Raw genomic sequence first — 16,511 nt, forward strand, 5'->3', positions numbered from 1 at the left:
GCCGCGAAGGATCAGCTTCGCCATTGCCCAAAGTCGATTGTCCGGGCAGTGGCTAGCGTGTCGCCTCCATTGTCTTTCGAAGGGCCGCGTTGATGCGTTCCTGCCAGCCCGGTCCGTCTTCCTGGAAGAATGCCAGCACATCCCCGTCGATCTTGATCGAGACGGTCTCGGTCGCGACTGGAATTACGGGTCGCTCGACAGGTGGCGCCGTTGTCTTCTTGGCTGGTTTGAACAGGGCTTCGGCGGCATCGAGTGGATTGACCGGTCTGCGTGGGGTCGTCGCCATTGATCGTTCCTTTAGTCGGGGAGTGAAGAGGGGAGGTTAGGTGATGGTCTAGTGTCGGTGGCCTGGCTGCGCTCGGACCCGTTCGCGAACCCGTTGCATTCCATCAATTGCGGATTTACTCCCCGAGCGGATCGAGATGTCCGGGCGGACTCTTGCTCGCGCAGAACTGTCAGGTAACGGCGCCGCATTTCTCGTGCCTCGATGGCGCCGTCGACCCAGAGTTCGACAAGGAGCGTATATTGCGGATCAGCGTCGAGCGCAAAGCCGTGTGCCTTCCATCGTGCGACGACACGCTCCGCAATCTCTTTTCTTCGGTGCATTACACCTCGCGTGACTCCTCGAAACCGAGCGCCGTTCAAATTGCCATAGCAGTGCGGCAAGTAAGCGAACAGCCGAAAATGCCGTCCGAGCTTCTCGGCAATGATCTCGATACCTAGGCCAGCCATTCGCCAGCGGGCGATCTTGCGTCGTTCATCCAGATCGATATGCGAATGGGTACGATCCATTGCGTCTTCTTTGCGAGTGACAACCCACTGATATCATTCGCAAGTCTCTATCTTACGGAACCGAGGTGCGTCACCGCTCTTGCCCATCATGGGATACACAATTTTGCTCGCGCCCATCGTCATCGACGTCCACTGCCAGCGACCGCCTGGGCATCCGAAGCTATCCGGCGTTGATCCGCGTAAGATCGAGGGCCTTGTCATGACCGGCGACTGAAGGGCTTGTTTTTCGACTGTGACCGCCGGTGGAGCCCATATCGGCCGAGAGAGACCGGCCGACGTCAGGTCGCCACAATGATGGCGGTCCAATCGGGACAGACGCAGGGTTCCCTCCTCGCTCGTCAAACGTTAGAAGGGCGGAGTTCGATTGACGCTCGACCCTGCCCTTCCCATTTGCTGCAGTATGCCCAGAACAAAGACGAAAACCAAAGAAAGCGACGATCCCGAGCTGATCAGAGAATGGTCACTGCCGGTGGGTGCAACGCTTGGATCCGCTGTTCGGGTCAAGGGAATCCTTCAGGAAATCCGTTCCCGACTGCCGACCGCCGTCAGAAAATCGCTCGACATGCAGACCGGGGCACTGACCCTCACGATGCCCGAGACTGCCAGGGCGTCGTTCCGCGCGACCGCGTCGGTCATCTCCGAAGCGCTGGAGGACATTTCGAACCTTCCGATCATCCCCCGGGAGATCGAGGATATCCTGACGATTACAGCTTCTGAAAGGAAACGTTGGCTGGAGGACGGCCGTCTGCCGAGCGCTGGAACGCGAACCGTCAGATTGCAGGGGCGAGCAAGAAAAATCACTTTCCATGTATTTGATCCCCGGGTGGTCGAAGACCTGCTCGACCGCGCCGCCGTAGACGAATGGCGAGAGGAAGAAGCTGCCGCAAGAGCAGAAACCCGCAGGCGCGCTGCACACCAGGCGAAACTGACGCGTTCTCGGAAAAAGAAGAAGACGCAGCGCACCGAAGCCAACATTGATAAGACAGCGACAGAATTGAGCGGTTGGGACGACTTCGACAGCGACGGCCTGCTGCGTTAAAGGTGACCAATCAGCGAGAACTGAACTCATTTGAGCCACGCTCGCGGCCTCAGCTCATTGAGCGTCGTCGCCCAGGTGCACGACAAATGCAGCCACAACAGCTCAACGCAGCCCGAAGGAATGCCGGAACCAGCTGCCAGTGCCGAGGCGAAGGAGCGCTTCCCCGCAAAGGGGCTGATCTGCAAGCTCTTCGAAAGTGCTCTGCCTCTTGCACGCCATTGTGATCATGGCGGACCTGAAGACGATACCCTGGTACACTTGTCAAGGTTGCCCCTCGATCCCAGTTTCGGTGGCAAGGGCCACATCCGGTCGCCAGAAATGAAAGAATAGGTCATGAATATCGGAATCATTGGTGCCGGCCACATCGGCGGCGCTCTCACACGACTCTTGACGGCCGCCGGCCACACTGTTTTCGTCGCGAATTCCCGGGGCCCCGAGAGCCTAACTGCTCTCGCCAAAGAAACCGGCGCCAAGGCGGTAGCGGCTCGTGAAGCAGCGCGCAGCGGTGAGATTGTGATCGTCACCATCCCACAAATCCGGGTCCCTGACCTGCCGCAGGATCTCTTCGAAAGCGTCGATCCGGCCGTCGCCGTCGTCGACACGGGCAATTATTACCCGCGCCAGCGCGACGGGAAGATTGCTGCAATCGAGGACGGGCTGACGGAGAGCCAATGGGTGGAAACACAGATCGGGCGTCCCGTTCTGAAAGCCTTCAACAACATCAACTGGAAGAACCTTCTCAACGACGGCAAGCCGGCGGGCTCGCCGGGCCGCATTGCGCTCCCCGTTGCGGGTGACGATACAAACGCCAAGTCGAAACTCATTAGGCTCATCGATGATATTGGGTTCGACGCTGTGGACGCCGGCAAACTGAGGGACTCCTGGAGGCAGCAGCCCGGCACTCCGGTTTACGGCACCAATCTCGATCTTGCGGGCGTTCGAGATGCGCTGTCCGAGGCAAGCCCGATACGCAATTCCGATTTTCTTGCAGAGTGATCCAATCTGGCGAAATCCAGCCCGCGTTCGCCGCCGGAGACCGATCTTGACCTGCGGGCGCTGTGCTGTTCCCCCATACACATGGCCCGCATTGATCGAGCCGGGACACACACTGCCTGTTACTGGTCGTTAGTGAAGGGAGCGCTTCACAACGGCCAGAAACAGATCCCCAAGCCGAACCCGATCTGCAGCCGCGGTGAACAGGATGGCCTCCAATCGGTGGGCCGAGAGCCTCGATCGTTGGTGGCTGGCGCTGGTGCCATGGCCTGGCTTGAGGCAAATTCGGCCGCCGATTCCCGATTGATATTGGGCCAGCGTAAGGCCTGCCCTGATTAACAGGGCGCGCATATCCGGGCGATGCTCGGCCGCAATGACGGTGCAAAAAGCCTTCACGAGCAGTCTCTTACGGACGGGCAGCTCGATTTCATCAATCAGCTGCCTGCCGATATCGCTCTCTTTGACTAAGTGGAGGTATTCGTCGACGACTGCATTTGCCTGCCCGAGTTCATCAGGCTCGTCGTAATCGCGACCGATGCGATGATAGTCACCTTCAATGATCAGGCCCATGACGTTCTCCTTGCCCAGAAAACGCGGGAAAATGCTGTTGGTTCACGGGCTGCGCTGACCATCCATTCCGGAGATATCAAAGATACCGGCCGTCGCAGTTCGACCTGGCACGGCGGCGTATGCTGGACAGATCAGGTGACCTCGGTCGACATGTGTGGTGGGCCGCTAACACTGGTACGACATTGCGGGAACGAATGGAGCCTGCGGCTCGGAAAAGCTGCTCCACCCAAGGAGCAGCAGGTAACATCGCGGATGTGAATTTAGGGACCATCGGCGCTGGGAGTGGAAGCGGGTGGCTTTTTTTGAACCGAAGCATCCTCAGCATGAGTGCCGTGTCCAGGCGAACCGGCGATCAGTCGCATTGCGCCGGCCAATAGCAGAATCGAGATCGGGAGGACCAACGCGTTCCACTGTAACATCTGGTCAGTCTCGGCGACGAGCGTGGCGAAATGGACGACCAGATAGAGGATAATCATCTGGATGAAGAGATTCTTGAGTTCGGCGACACTATCGATGACCATCCACTCGGGCAGCGCCGCGCGTCGTTCGGGCGACAGATCGATGAGAAAGCCGAGCGCGATGGCACAGCCGAAGATGATAAGGACGATGGCAAACAGTAGCTTGTCCGTGGCCCGCATGACGGCCGCAATAACGGCAAGGTCAGGGTCGGTTCTCACATAGGCAAAGGCATGCCATAATGTCAGCAGGCCCTCCCAAAACATCAAACCCGCGGCGGCAATAACTCCTATGGATGCAAGCGCCATGACGAAGCGTAACTTCAGCAGGATGTTTATCATGGTTTCTCCGATCGAACCTTCAACTTCCAATTCAGAGTAAGAAAGACGAGAGGATACTGGTTTCTTTCTGCGCGAGGGTAAATGGTTTCTTGCAGTAGACGTCACTGGCCGACGTCCCGCAAATAGGCGCCACTCAACCGGATAACGTAGAGGCGACGATATGGACGCCAGCCAATCAATTCTCCTCAAACTGGTGATTGCCCTGCTGCTTGGAACGCTGATCGGCGCCGAAAGGCATTTAAAGCAGCGGAACTCAAATCTCGTAACGCATGCGCTTGTTTCCCTTGGTGCCGCATCCTATGCATCGCTTCCAAGCGCGATGGGCTTCGAATTCGATCTGCGCATGGGCGCTCAAGTCGTTACCGGTATAGGCTTCCTTGGGGCCGGTCTCATTATCCGCGACGGCACCAATATAAAAGGATTGAGCACGGCTGCGACTGTCTGGAGCACCGGCGCGGTAGGCGTCTTTGCTGGCTATGGGCAGCTTCTGCTGGCCGGCGAAGCGGCTCTTTTTATTGTCGCCTTCAATTACACGCTTCCAAAGCTTGGATCGTATATTGAAGCTTGGTCAGTGGTCGCACCAGAACAAGAGCTTATCTACGATATAAAGCTCAAATGCCCAACCGATCGTGAAATAGCCGTCCGTGCGACGCTGCTGCAATCGCTGAACGCCAACAAACTGCAGTTCCGATCGATAAAAAGCCGCCTATGCGATGCCGGCGACGGGATGGAAATCGAAGCAATCGTATTCACGAAAAACGACCAGGATAGCGTTGTCGAACAACTCGTAGCCCAGCTAAGCTTGAGATCGGACGTCGAACAAACAAGCTGGTCGAAAATCGATGAGACTAACTGAGAAATGAGAAAGTGCCCCCTGCAGTGAGCATGAAAAGACGGTGCACGAAATCCCCGGCTTTTGCCGCCTCGATGGTCAACTTCGCCGATGACGCCACCGGCATCTGGCCGGCACCAAATCGGTAGGTTCGCAAAGTCCAGCCGGCAAAAAGTCTTTGCGGAGCTCGAAGCCAGACGCGCGCGGGTACTGCGAACTCGCGATCGCCGGATGCTGCCCCCACGCGGCGAACGCTCAGAGATGTGCCTAATGCAACGCTGCCGCGCTGGCGTGATCGCAGTGGCTCTGCATCCGGCGAGCGTCGCCAGAGCGCCGAATTGGGACAGGACGCACCATCAGTAATGCTTGCTGCTTTCCACGTCCGGTAGTAGAACTTGAGCGCTTGCTAATTTTTGTAGACTGCTTCCATCCGCCTTGAGTTGTCGAATTTCTCGGTCTTGTTGGAGACATGTCGATGAAGTTGCATCGTCGGGTTCCGCCGACGTTCCTGATGTTATTGTTCGCAGCTCTGATGTCAGTGCCGCAGAACGTGGCGGCACAGGCTGGTCCGTCCGTTGGCGTCCTCACCGTGCCGGTTCAAGACGTTTCGCCGAAACACGAATTTGTCGGACGTGTGGAGGCAGTCAATGCCGTCGATATCCGTTCGCGCATCGAAGGCTTTGTCGATCAACGTCTTTTCAATGAAGGCCAACTGGTCAGGAAGGATCAGGATCTCTTCCTGATCGACAAGCGATCCCTGGAAATAGCGCTGTCGGACGCCAGGGCAGCGCTTGCGAGCGCCCAGGCGGCTTTGGCGGATGCTGAACGCCGCGTCGCGCGAAATCAATCGCTGAGCAACCAAACCGTTTCGCGCGCGACGCTGGAGGAAAGCCAGACCGCCCTTGAAACCAGTCAGGCAAACCTTCTGTCGGCACAAGCGCGCGTGAGCCAGGCCGAGCTCAATCTCAGCTTCACCCGGATAGTCTCGCCGATCGACGGCCGCATCGGAGCCGCGGAATTGTCTGTTGGAAGCTTCGTCAGCGGCAGCTCAACGACATTGGCTCGTGTCGTCGAAATGGATCCGATCCGCGTTGTGTTCTCCGTGAGCGATCGATCGATCCTCGAACTGCGTGCGGCCGGAGGCAATATTGGCAAGGAGGAGCTCGCCGGCGGCTATAAGCCCAGCCTGCGGCTGTCGAACGGCCAACCTTACACGGAGCCGGGAAGGATTGAATTCTTCGGCAACGAAATCGACCCGGCAACGGGGACGCTGGCAATTCGAACGCTGTTTCCCAATCCGGATGCACTGCTTATTCCAGGTCAGTTCGTAACGGTCATCATATCGGAAAGGGAAAAGACGCTTCGTCCTGTCGTGCCGCTGGGGGCGGTGCAGCAGGATCGGGGTGGCAAGTACGTTCTGCTCGTCAATGCGCAGAATGCCGTCGAGCTTCGTCGAATAAAAATTATTCGGCAGATCGGCGGCAACTGGGCAGTAGACGATGGTCTTAAAGGCGGGGAGAAACTGATCGTCGACGGCCTGCAGAACGTCTCGGAAGGCCTCGTCGTCGAACCGACGGAAGTTTCTCCAGCCGACAGCAGCGCGATCTCGCTCGCGCCTATGGAACCGCAATCGGGTTCAGCGCAATGAACCTTTCGGCGCACTTCATTGCCAGGCCGAGATTTGCGATGGTCATCGCAGTTGTGATGATGATTGCGGGTGGCCTGTCTCTCTTCTTGATACCCGTCGCCCAGTTTCCGCAGATCACACCGCCCGAAGTGCAGGTCACGGCAAGCTATCCCGGCGCGAATGCCAGCGTCATGACCGACAGCGTGGCGGCGCCGATCGAGGATCAGGTGAACGGCGTTGAAGACATGCTCTACATGTCATCGTCGAGCACCAATAACGGCACCTACAGTCTGACGGTTACGTTCGCGGCGGGTACGGATCCAGCGATCGCCCAGGTCAATGTGCAAAATCGCGTGTCAATGGCGTCGCCTCGGCTTCCTGCAGCCGTTACACAGACAGGCGTCTCGGTCAGAACTCGTTCGTCGAGCATGCTGCTCGGCTTTGCGGTTTACTCGCCGAAGGGCACTAAAGACGATGTCTTCATCAGTAACTATGCCATGATCAACATCCGGGATGCGATCGCCCGCCTGCCGGGCGTCGGTGAAGCGAGCGTGTTTGGTCCCGCCTACAGCATGCGTATCTGGATGAATCCCGATCGCATGCAGGCCCTTGGCATAACCGCAGCCGACTTGATGGCGGCGATACAGGCCCAGAACGTCCAGGCATCCGCCGGCCAGCTCGGTTCGCCCCCGTCACCCACCGGTCAGCAGCTGCAGTTGACCGTCATGGCCAGAGGACGGCTTGCCGATGCAAACGAGTTCGGCAACATCATCATCCGCACCAACAAGGATGGAGCGATCGTCCATCTCCGCGACGTTGCCCGGATCGAGCTCGGCGCACAATCCTACGATACGGCTTCGACCCTGAATGGCAGGCCCAGCGCGACCGTCGTCGTCTACCAATCGACCGATGCAAACGCGCTCGCGGTCTCGAACGCTGTTCTTGGCGAGCTGCAGACATTGTCGAAACAATTTCCGGATGACCTCGCCTACACGGTCGTTTTCGACACGACCGCTTTCGTTCGGCAGACCATCCATGAGATTTTTGTCACATTGGCGATCACCTTCGTACTCGTTGTCCTTGTCGTGTTCTTTTTCCTGCAGGACTGGCGCGCGACAATCATCCCGACGCTGACCATACCCGTTTCGCTGATCGGCGGTTTTGCCGTGCTTTATCTCATGGGTTATTCGGCCAATACGATCACGCTTTTCGCGATGATACTCGCGATCAGTCTTGTCGTGGACGACGCGATCATCGTGGTGGAAAACGTCCAGCGCATCATGAGCGAGATGGGCGTCGACGTGCGTGAAGCGACGCTGCGCACGATGAGCCAGGTCACGGGGCCAATCGTTGCAACAACGTTGGTGCTGGCCGCCCTCTTCGTACCGGTTGCGTTCCTCGCCGGCATAACCGGTGAACTCTACCGTCAGTTCGCGGTCACCATCTTGATCACAATCACATTCTCGACGATCAATGCCTTGACCCTCAGTCCGGCACTCTGCGTCCTGATCCTCCGGCCGGTACAGGAGAGCCGGTCGAAGCTGTTCGGCAGGATAAACCAGGGCCTCGATGCGTCGCGACGGTTTTACGTTTCTTTGCTGGCGGTTTTTGCCCGCAGGATTGCCCTCAGTCTGCTGTTTCTCATGATTACCGTCGTGGGCGTCTACGGTCTCTATCGCATCCTGCCTGTGGGTTTTGTCCCCGCAGAAGACCAGGGCTATCTCTTCATGAACGTGCAATTGCCCGATTCCGCTTCCCTCGAGCGCACGCAGGAGACAATTGCGACGGTCACCACTGTGCTCCAGCGGACGCCCGGGATTGCAAACACCATCGCCATTGCCGGAACGAGCATGATTGGCGGTGGCGGCTCCAATTCGGCAATGATCATCTCGGCGCTGAAGCCGTGGAGCGAACGCGGGTCGGACCAGAGCGCCTTTGCGTTGATGAATGAGCTTCGAACAGAGTTCAGAAAGGTTTCGACGGCGTCGGTGGTCCCGTTCAATCCGCCAGCAATACCTGGTCTCGGGACAACCGGTGGCTTTGACTTTCGCCTTCAGGCCCGCGCCGGGCAAAGTCAGGAGGAACTTGCCGAAGTGATGCGCGGGCTGATCGTCGCGGCAAACCAGACGGAGCGGTTAACAGGCGTGTTCAGCACGTTTTCGGCTGACGCGCCGCAGATCTATCTCGATATCGACCGGCGACGAGCCGAACTTTTCGGCGTTTCACCGGCGACGATCTTTAGCACGCTGCAAGCGCATCTGGGATCGGCCTATGTCGACGACTTCAACATTTTTTCGCGCGTATACCAGGTTCGGATCCAGGACGAGCCGACGTTCCGTTCGCGCATTGAGGACATCCAGCGGCTGAGAGTGCGGAGCCAGTCCGGCGATCTGGTTCCCTTGCAAGGATTGCTTTCCATCTCGACCATCTACGGACCAAACTCGGTCAATCGCTACAACCTTTTTCCATCCGCCGCTATCAACGGGCAGGCTGCGGCGGGGGCGAGCACCGGGGATGCCTTGAAGGCCATGGAGGCGCTCGCAACGGAGAAGCTGCCGCCAGGCTTTGGATATGAATGGACGGGGCTGGCGCTTCAGGAAAAGCAAGCGGGTGGACAGACGGTCATCATCCTGATCATGGGGATCATTATCACCTACCTCTTCCTCGTCGCCCAATATGAAAGCTGGAGCGTTCCGCTTGCAGTGATGATGTCCGTGATCGTCGCGGTGCTCGGGGCCTTGGCGGGACTGGTGATCGGCAGGATCGATCTCAATATCTACGCCCAGATCGGCCTGCTGCTGCTGATCGGCCTGGCGGCCAAGAACGCCATCCTCATTGTAGAATTCGCCAAGGAGCGCCGGGAAGACGGTCTCAGCATCATAGAAGCGGCACGCGAAGGGACGTCACAGCGCTTCAGACCGGTATTGATGACGGCGATGGCTTCGATATTGGGCGTAGTGCCGTTGGTGGTGGCGACGGGAGCCGGAGCAGGCAGCCGCCAGGCGATCGGCGTTACCGTGCTCGGTGGGCTGCTGCTCGGAACAATCGTAGGCCTTCTCGTCATTCCTTTGCTCTATATATTCGTTCAGACGGTGAGAGAGATTGCCAAGCGGCGAATATTCGGTTCCGGGCATGTCGAGAAGGATCGCGGCCTCACCGCAGCGACCGGTCGCGATTTATTGGATCGAACCAGGGATCTCTGAAACCGACTTCTTCAGAACCACATCGAGGGATTTGGCAATGATTGCTGCTAAGGACCGTGCGGAAAATGTCGTGCTGGTGCACGGCCTTGCGCGCAGCAGCGGATCCCTTCGGCTTGTCGAGAAGACTCTGGCGCGGCGCGGATACGTCGTCATCAACAACGAATATCCTTCGACGCGCGCGACCATTTCCGAACTCGCCGGCCACATAGGTGAGGCAGTGGCAATGTGCGGGTCAGGACGCGTCAATTTCGTTACCCATTCGATGGGTGGCATTCTTGTCCGCTATTGGCTGGCGCAAGTGCGTCCTGCAAATCTCGGCCGGATTGTCATGCTGGCGCCCCCGAACAACGGGTCCGAGATCGTGGACGTCTTCGGAGAGATGACGCCATTTCACTGGATCAATGGCCCCGCCGGGTGCGAGCTTGGGACTGGCCCCGCCGCGTTGCCGAAGCTTCTGCCACTTCCGGACTATCCAGTGGGCATTATCGCGGGTGATATATCCATCAATCCGTTTTTCAACGCCATCATAGAAGGGCGCAACGATGGGAAAGTGTCCGTCGCTTCGACGAAGCTGGAGGGCGCGACGGACCATCTGGTGCTTCATGCGACGCACACCTTCATGATGTTCAACCCCATCGTCATCGCCGAAATCGTCAATTTCATCGAAACAGGCGCGTTTCGGCGCGGCCTGACGATGCAGGAGGCAAGCAAGGCGCTTTTTGCGATGTTCCGATAGGGAACCCGGCGCATCTTTCTGCCTCGGATGGGCATTCCGACTTGTTTCCATCGGTCGCCAGGCGTCGCCGGTTTTCTGGCCCGAATAAATGAAGGAGTATTCCATGAACGTCCTGCATATGGCGACAGTCGCCTTTTTCACAGTTGCCTTAACCTTGGCGGAAGTTGCTCCGGCAGACGCTGCTTCGGCGCAGGTGACCGGCACAGTTCAAGTGCGATCCGGACCCGGTACCTCGTTTCGCGTCGTTGGTCAGTTACGAAGGGGAGATAGAGTGACCATTGACCGCTGCTCTTCGTCGCGCAGATGGTGTAATGTCCGCTCCCGGTATTCCCGCAGCGGCTGGGTCAACTCGCGCTTCCTCGACCGCGTTTCGAGCGGTGGCGGCAGTCGGGGCGGCATATGTTTTTACGGTGCTCGCGGCTATATATGCGTCGGGCGGTGAACATTCATTTCGCTGGCGCCGTTTCAGCCTGAGTCATCACCATGATCGTCTTCGCTGTCGCGTCCGAGAAGTTCGGATACCCACCGGCTGGATGGATGATTGCGGCAGAACGTCACCAGCGCGATCGAGATGGGTACACCGATGAATGCGCCGAAGATCCCCCATAGATAACCCCAGGCAAAAACGGAAAACAGCACGACGACCGGTGAAAGGGAGAGAGCATTGCCTGATACGCGAGGCTCGATATAGCTGCCGAGCGTGAATTGGATGAGGTTGAGCCCCAGGAACAGGGTAAGCGCCGATTGCCAGTTGTCGAACTGAATGAGGGCAAAGGCGGTAGGAAGCAGCGTTGCCACGAGCGGTCCGATAAAGGGTATGTAATTCAGAACGAAGGCGATGGCGCCCCATTCCTTTGCGAGGGGAAGTCCGAAAGCACTGGTGAAACCCCAGACGACGAGGCCCGTTACGATGCTCATGATCGTCCGGATCCTCATGTAGCGGCGAAGCTTTTCTGCCGTCTGCCGGCTGCCATCGAGAAGCAATTGCCGCGCCACAGGATAAGGCATTGTTTTGAGGCGATTGGCAAAACCCTCTACTTCCATCACTCCGAGAAGCAAGTAGGTCAGAGCGACCAACCAGAAGCTGAACGTGCTGTTGAGGCGGGTCGTCACGGTTTGAACCATGCGCACGACTGAGGCTGTGCCAACATTGTTGGCCCAGAGCACATCGACGTCGATACCCTGTTCCTCCAGCCACTGACGAACTTCATCATAGTGTTGTTGAAAGCGGGCGGCATTGCTGATCATCCATCCGCCGACACGGCCGAAGGACCAAGAGAAGATCCAGGCAAACGCAAGAAGGGCGATCATCACAACGGTCAAGGTAGCCAGAAGCGCGACGTATTTTGGAAGGAATGCCTGCATGCCGTGTTGGACCGGCCACAGAAGGGCTATTGCCAGGAGCGCGAATGCCAGTGGCGCAATCACCGGCGCGCTCGCCGGCAACAGAGCGATCACGACAAGCACCGCAATCACGACTTCGGCCGAAGAAACTGCTCGTTGGCGTCCAGCCCGCATCATCGTCCTCGAGTGGGTACCTCAGAGTGCATTCTTGAAAATCTGGCCGTCCTTCATGACGAGCTTCAGGTTTTTCTCGGGTTCCTCGATCATCTTGATGTCGTCGAGCGGATTGCCGTCCCAGACGAGGATATCGGCAAAGGCTCCCTTTTCGATGACACCCAAACTGCCCGAATAGGGCGTGCGCAGGTTGGAGAGCGTCAGAAGACTTGCATTGCCCGATGTCGCCATGCGCAACGCCTCGGCGTTGGAGTACCAGTTGCTCAGATGCGTGAGCATGACGTTCTGGCGAGGCGTCAATTCCGGCGAAAACAGGAGATCCGACCCCCAGGCCGTCTTGATCCCGTATTTTTTCGCGTATCCGTAGATCTTTGGTGTTCCGATGAAAATCTGCGCTGCGCGCTCGGCACCCACGCCGGTCTGCGAGGCAGCATCTTCGATCGACAGGAACGGTTGAGTGCTGAGCCAGATATTCTTGTCGGCAAACATCCTTGCCGTCTCTTCATCCATAAGGTGGGCATGTTCGATACATGCCACTCCCGCGTCGATCGCGCGCCGGACGGTATTGGATGCATAGGCATGAACCGTCACATAGGTGTTCCAGTCCCGCGCCACGTCAGCTGCTGCGCGGATCTCCCCCTCGCTGAACGTACTCATGTCGAGCGGGCTTCGCGGAGACGATACCCCTCCCCCTCCGACAATCTTGACCTGCGATGCGCCTTGAAGAAGCTGCTCGCGCACGCGACGTTTCAAGCCTCCGACATCATCGACGATGGCAGCGCTTCCCATCAATTCGCTGAGACTGAGCTGACCATCCCTCGGAGGAATTTCGAACGGCATGCGCAGGTCACCGTGACCGCCCGATGTCGTGATCATTGCCCCCGAGGGGAAAATGCGCGGGCCTGGGATGATGCCGGCATCGATGGCCTGTTTGAATGTGAAGACCGGACCGCCGAGATCGCGAATAGTGGTAAAACCCCGCATCAAGGTGCGTTCGGCTTCGGCGGTGGAAGCGGCAAAGATCATGCCGGGATCGCCGGTCAAAAGGACCTGCAGGGGAACCGCGGCGTAAATCGTGTGCCAATGCGCGTCGATCATGCCCGGCATCAAGACACGATCGTTGCAGGCGATTATGATTGCATCGGCGGGCGGCGGATTGTTTGCGGCATCGATCGCGATGATCCTGCCTTCTTCCACCAGGACCTGCGAGCCGTTCTGCAAGGTATTGGATTTGCCGTCGAAAAGCCGGATCTGGTTCAGAAGTATTTTTGAGGGCCGCTTGGAAGTTTGCGCGTTGCCTGCTCGGGGTACCATACCCGCAACGGCCATCGATCCGATGCCGGCCAGGAATGTTCGTCGCGAATATTCGCCGAGGTAGCGGGATCGCTGCTGAAGATCGCGATTTGCGCAACCGCAACCGGCATCGTGGACAAGGTGGCCATATTTCCTGCCAGCTTTAAACATGGCATGCCCCCGAAGATATCTCACTGAAACGGTGCGTCTCCGACATGACCATCCCGTGCCGTTCGAGAGGCGATGCTTCCCGAAGCGAGCGTTCCAGACCACAGGCAGGCGCCTTGACCCGGGCACAAACCCAAGGATTCCGGATAAGAAAGCCAGGTTTTTCGGCCACGATCAGTAGTCGACCGCGTCACGAGCGATAGGGCATGTCATGCAATGGCCGCCGCCGCGCCCACGCCCAAGCTCCGCGCCTGTGATCGTGATCACCTCAATCCCCTGCTTGCGCAGCAAGGTATTGGTGTAGGTATTGCGGTCGTAGGCATAGACGACGCCGGGTGACGCGCAGACCAGATTGGCGCCGCTGTCCCACTGGGTTCGTTCGCGCATGTAGTCGTTTCCGCCGGTCTCGACGACACGCATCGTCTTCAATCCGAGCGCGTCGCGCACGGTTTCGACGAAAGAGCCCTTGTCCTTGCGCAGTTCGATGCCGCCATTGCCGTCGGGACGATAGGAGAAGGCTTCGATATTGTTGACGATATCGGGATAGAGAAGCACGCAGTCGCGGTCCGCAAAGGTGAATACCGTGTCGAGATGCATGGCAGCGCGCAGCTTCGGCATGGCCGCAACGATAACGCGCTCGGCAGCACCTTTCTCGAATAGTGCTTTTGCCACCTGACCGATCGCCTGTCGGGAGGTGCGCTCACTCATGCCGATCAGGACGTTACCCTTGCCAATTGGCATGACATCGCCGCCTTCGATCGTGGCAAGACCCCAATCCTTCGTTGGATCTCCCCACCAGACGTTGACCTTGCCGGCGAAGTCGGGATGAAACTTGTAAATAGAAGTGGTAAGGATCGTCTCCTCATGACGCGCTGGCCAGTAAAGCGCATTCAACGTTACACCGCCATAGATCCAGCAGGTCGTATCACGCGTATAGAGGGTGTTCGGCAGCGGCGGCAGCAGATATTCGTTGACGCCGGCTGCATCGCGGATCAACGCCAGTTGCTCGCCGCCTAGAGCTTCCGGAAATTCGAATGTCGACAGGCCGCCGATCAGGGTTTCGGCCAGATCCCGGTCGGAAAGCCCCTCCAGATAGGATCGCACTTCGTTCAGCAGACCGAGACCGATCTGGTTGGCGACGACCTGATTGTCTAGAATCCACTTCTTGGCCTCGGGGATTGCAACCGTCTCGGCCAGCAAATTATGCATCTCGACCACGTCGACGCCGCGGTCACGCATTTTGGTTATGAAGTCGAAGTGGTCGCGCTTGGCATTATCGACCCAGAGAACATCGTCGAACAAGAGCGCGTCGCAATTGCTCGGCGTCAGACGCTGATGGGCACGCCCCGGCGCGCATACCAGGACCTTTCGCAGTTGGCCAACTTCGGAATGCACACCGAATGTGATTTGTGTCATCGATTTTCCTCCCTGTGTCCTCAAGGCGTGATGGTGCCGCTCAACAGACCATAAGCTCCGACAAGGCCCGCAATCACGGTGACGGCGAAGACGATGAGTTCGATGCTGGTGAAAAGCGTCACTCTCTGCTCTCGCCGCGCCCAGACGTAAAGGATGGTTCCCGGCACGAATAAAACGCTGACGAGCAGGACATATTTCAGCCCTGCGGCGATGAACATCACGATCGTGTAGATCACCGCGATCCAGGCAAATATCTGGTCGCGGCCGCGCTCCTCCGGCGTTTCCTCATAGCCTTCGCCCCGACGCGCAAGCAGCACGCCGTAGCCTGCGACCAGAAGATAGGGAAGAAGCGCCGTCACGCTCGTCATGTCGAGCATGAAATTGAAGGCATCGCGAGACCAGTAGGTCGAGATCACGAACAGTGAGACGACGATATTGGTCAGCCACAACGCGTTGGCCGGCACCCTGTTGTCGTTCTGCGCTGCAAATAGCCTCGGCATATCGGCTGATTTGGCAGCAGCAAACAGCACTTCGGCGCAGATCAGCGACCATGCGAGATAGGCGCCAAGGACCGATACCAGCACGCCGACCGAAATGAACACCGCCCCCCAATGGCCGACCACGACTTCCAGAACGCCAGCGAGCGAGGGGTTTTGGACTCCCGCGACCGTTGCGCGCGGCATCGCAGCGTAGGGAAGCAAAGTGATCGCCACCATCAGACCGGTCACACCGACAAAGCCGAGAATAGTCGCGGTACCGACATCGGCACGGGTCTTGGCGAAGCGGGAATAGACGCTCGCTCCTTCGATCCCCAGGAAGACGAAGACCGTGATCAGCATCGTGTCACGAACCTGCGCGAAAAGCGATTTTTCGGGCATGTGTACACCGCCGAAAAAATTCGCGGAGAACTCTGTGTAATTGAACGCGAATATCATCGCCAGGATGGCGACGACGATCGGGACGATCTTTGCAATCGTGACGATCACGTTGATGAAGGCCGCCTGCTCCACGCCGCGCAGGATCATGAAATGGAAGGCCCATATTCCCAGGAGAGAAACGACGATGGCGATCATGGTGCTCCCGTCTCCGAAGAGCCCAGGGAAGAACCGGCCTAGCGTCGAGCCGATCAACACCCAATAGAAAACGTTGCCGAGGCAGCTTCCCAGCCAGTATCCAAAGGCCGAAAGAAAGCCCATGTAATTACCGAAGCCCTCCTTGGCGTAGGCGAAAACGCCAGAATCGATCTCGGGCTTTTTCTCCGCCAGGGCCTGAAACACACGCGCAAGCATATACATGCCCGTGCCCGCGATCGCCCACGCTATGATCGCACCGAACGGCCCGGTCGCCGTCCCGAAACGACCTGGAAGGTTGAATATACCAGCGCCTACCATCGACCCGACAACCATGGACGTCAGTGCGAAAAGGGACAATTTTTGCGTGGAAGCCGAAGTCATGATGCCCTCTCAAGAAGGTTGTTCGGACCTTTTGAACATTCGTGCTGCAGGGAACGGCCTATAGCGCACTATA

Annotated in this window: 13 protein-coding genes and 1 pseudogene; 6 read left to right on the top strand and 8 right to left on the bottom strand. The window is 58.0% G+C overall.

Annotated features, from left to right (window positions below):
- Nucleotides 1-52: 52 nt before the first annotated feature.
- Both FHT93_RS18770 and FHT93_RS18775 read right to left on the bottom strand, forming a co-directional pair.
- A complete protein-coding gene (locus FHT93_RS18770; RefSeq protein ID WP_183848861.1) occupies nt 53-286 on the bottom strand; it encodes a BrnA antitoxin family protein in 234 nt (77 codons plus the stop codon).
- Between the two features lie 398 nt (nt 287-684).
- A pseudogene (locus FHT93_RS18775) lies at nt 685-792 on the bottom strand (helix-turn-helix domain-containing protein); the annotation flags it as partial.
- Between the two features lie 400 nt (nt 793-1,192).
- Here FHT93_RS18775 and FHT93_RS18780 point away from each other — a divergent pair.
- Nucleotides 1,193-1,831 (top strand): hypothetical protein, encoded by a 639-nt coding sequence (locus tag FHT93_RS18780; protein ID WP_183848940.1) that lies wholly within the window; start codon nt 1,193-1,195, stop codon nt 1,829-1,831.
- Between the two features lie 333 nt (nt 1,832-2,164).
- Nucleotides 2,165-2,827 (top strand): NAD(P)-binding domain-containing protein, encoded by a 663-nt coding sequence (locus FHT93_RS18785; protein WP_183848863.1) that lies wholly within the window; start codon nt 2,165-2,167, stop codon nt 2,825-2,827.
- A gap of 129 nt (nt 2,828-2,956) precedes the next feature.
- Here the strand turns inward: FHT93_RS18785 and FHT93_RS18790 are convergent, their stop codons facing one another.
- Both FHT93_RS18790 and FHT93_RS18795 read right to left on the bottom strand, forming a co-directional pair.
- Nucleotides 2,957-3,394, bottom strand: coding sequence for a hypothetical protein (locus FHT93_RS18790; RefSeq protein WP_112970537.1), 438 nt, complete (start codon nt 3,392-3,394; stop codon nt 2,957-2,959).
- A gap of 260 nt (nt 3,395-3,654) precedes the next feature.
- The gene (locus FHT93_RS18795) at nt 3,655-4,191 is read right to left on the bottom strand and encodes a YqhA family protein (protein WP_113015086.1); all 537 of its coding nucleotides are present in this window, start codon (nt 4,189-4,191) and stop codon (nt 3,655-3,657) included.
- Nucleotides 4,192-4,351: 160 nt separating this feature from the next.
- Here FHT93_RS18795 and FHT93_RS18800 point away from each other — a divergent pair, with 160 nt between their 5' ends.
- From FHT93_RS18800 to FHT93_RS18815, 4 genes are all read left to right on the top strand, one after another.
- Nucleotides 4,352-5,047 carry an MgtC/SapB family protein gene (locus FHT93_RS18800; RefSeq protein ID WP_183848865.1) on the top strand — a complete coding sequence of 232 codons (696 nt, stop codon included), beginning with the start codon at nt 4,352-4,354 and terminating at the stop codon, nt 5,045-5,047.
- Between the two features lie 487 nt (nt 5,048-5,534).
- Nucleotides 5,535-6,671, top strand: coding sequence for an efflux RND transporter periplasmic adaptor subunit (locus FHT93_RS18805; RefSeq protein WP_246781643.1), 1,137 nt, complete (start codon nt 5,535-5,537; stop codon nt 6,669-6,671).
- The gene (locus tag FHT93_RS18810) at nt 6,668-9,853 is read left to right on the top strand and encodes a multidrug efflux RND transporter permease subunit (protein ID WP_183848869.1); all 3,186 of its coding nucleotides are present in this window, start codon (nt 6,668-6,670) and stop codon (nt 9,851-9,853) included. Before FHT93_RS18805 ends, FHT93_RS18810 begins: the two co-directional genes overlap by 4 nt.
- 37 nt (nt 9,854-9,890) lie before the next feature.
- A complete protein-coding gene (locus tag FHT93_RS18815) occupies nt 9,891-10,589 on the top strand; it encodes an alpha/beta hydrolase (RefSeq protein WP_183848871.1) in 699 nt (232 codons plus the stop codon).
- Between the two features lie 465 nt (nt 10,590-11,054).
- On the opposite strand, the gene FHT93_RS18825 is transcribed toward FHT93_RS18815, so the two are convergent.
- The 4 genes from FHT93_RS18825 to FHT93_RS18840 all read right to left on the bottom strand — a co-directional run bounded on the left by FHT93_RS18825 (nt 11,055) and on the right by FHT93_RS18840 (nt 16,438).
- Nucleotides 11,055-12,107, bottom strand: coding sequence for an AI-2E family transporter (locus FHT93_RS18825; RefSeq protein WP_112542748.1), 1,053 nt, complete (start codon nt 12,105-12,107; stop codon nt 11,055-11,057).
- 21 nt (nt 12,108-12,128) lie between these two features.
- Nucleotides 12,129-13,571, bottom strand: a complete 1,443-nt coding sequence (locus FHT93_RS18830; protein ID WP_113015080.1) for an amidohydrolase family protein — start codon at nt 13,569-13,571, stop codon at nt 12,129-12,131.
- Nucleotides 13,572-13,742: 171 nt separating this feature from the next.
- Nucleotides 13,743-14,984 carry an arginine deiminase gene (gene arcA / locus FHT93_RS18835; protein WP_183848873.1) on the bottom strand — a complete coding sequence of 414 codons (1,242 nt, stop codon included), beginning with the start codon at nt 14,982-14,984 and terminating at the stop codon, nt 13,743-13,745.
- A gap of 20 nt (nt 14,985-15,004) precedes the next feature.
- Entirely contained in the window at nt 15,005-16,438 is a 1,434-nt protein-coding gene (locus FHT93_RS18840; RefSeq protein WP_112542678.1) for a basic amino acid/polyamine antiporter, read from the bottom strand.
- Nucleotides 16,439-16,511 lie beyond the last annotated feature (73 nt).

The organism is Rhizobium sp. BK379 (assembly GCF_014193955.1).
GTDB lineage: Bacteria > Pseudomonadota > Alphaproteobacteria > Rhizobiales > Rhizobiaceae > Rhizobium.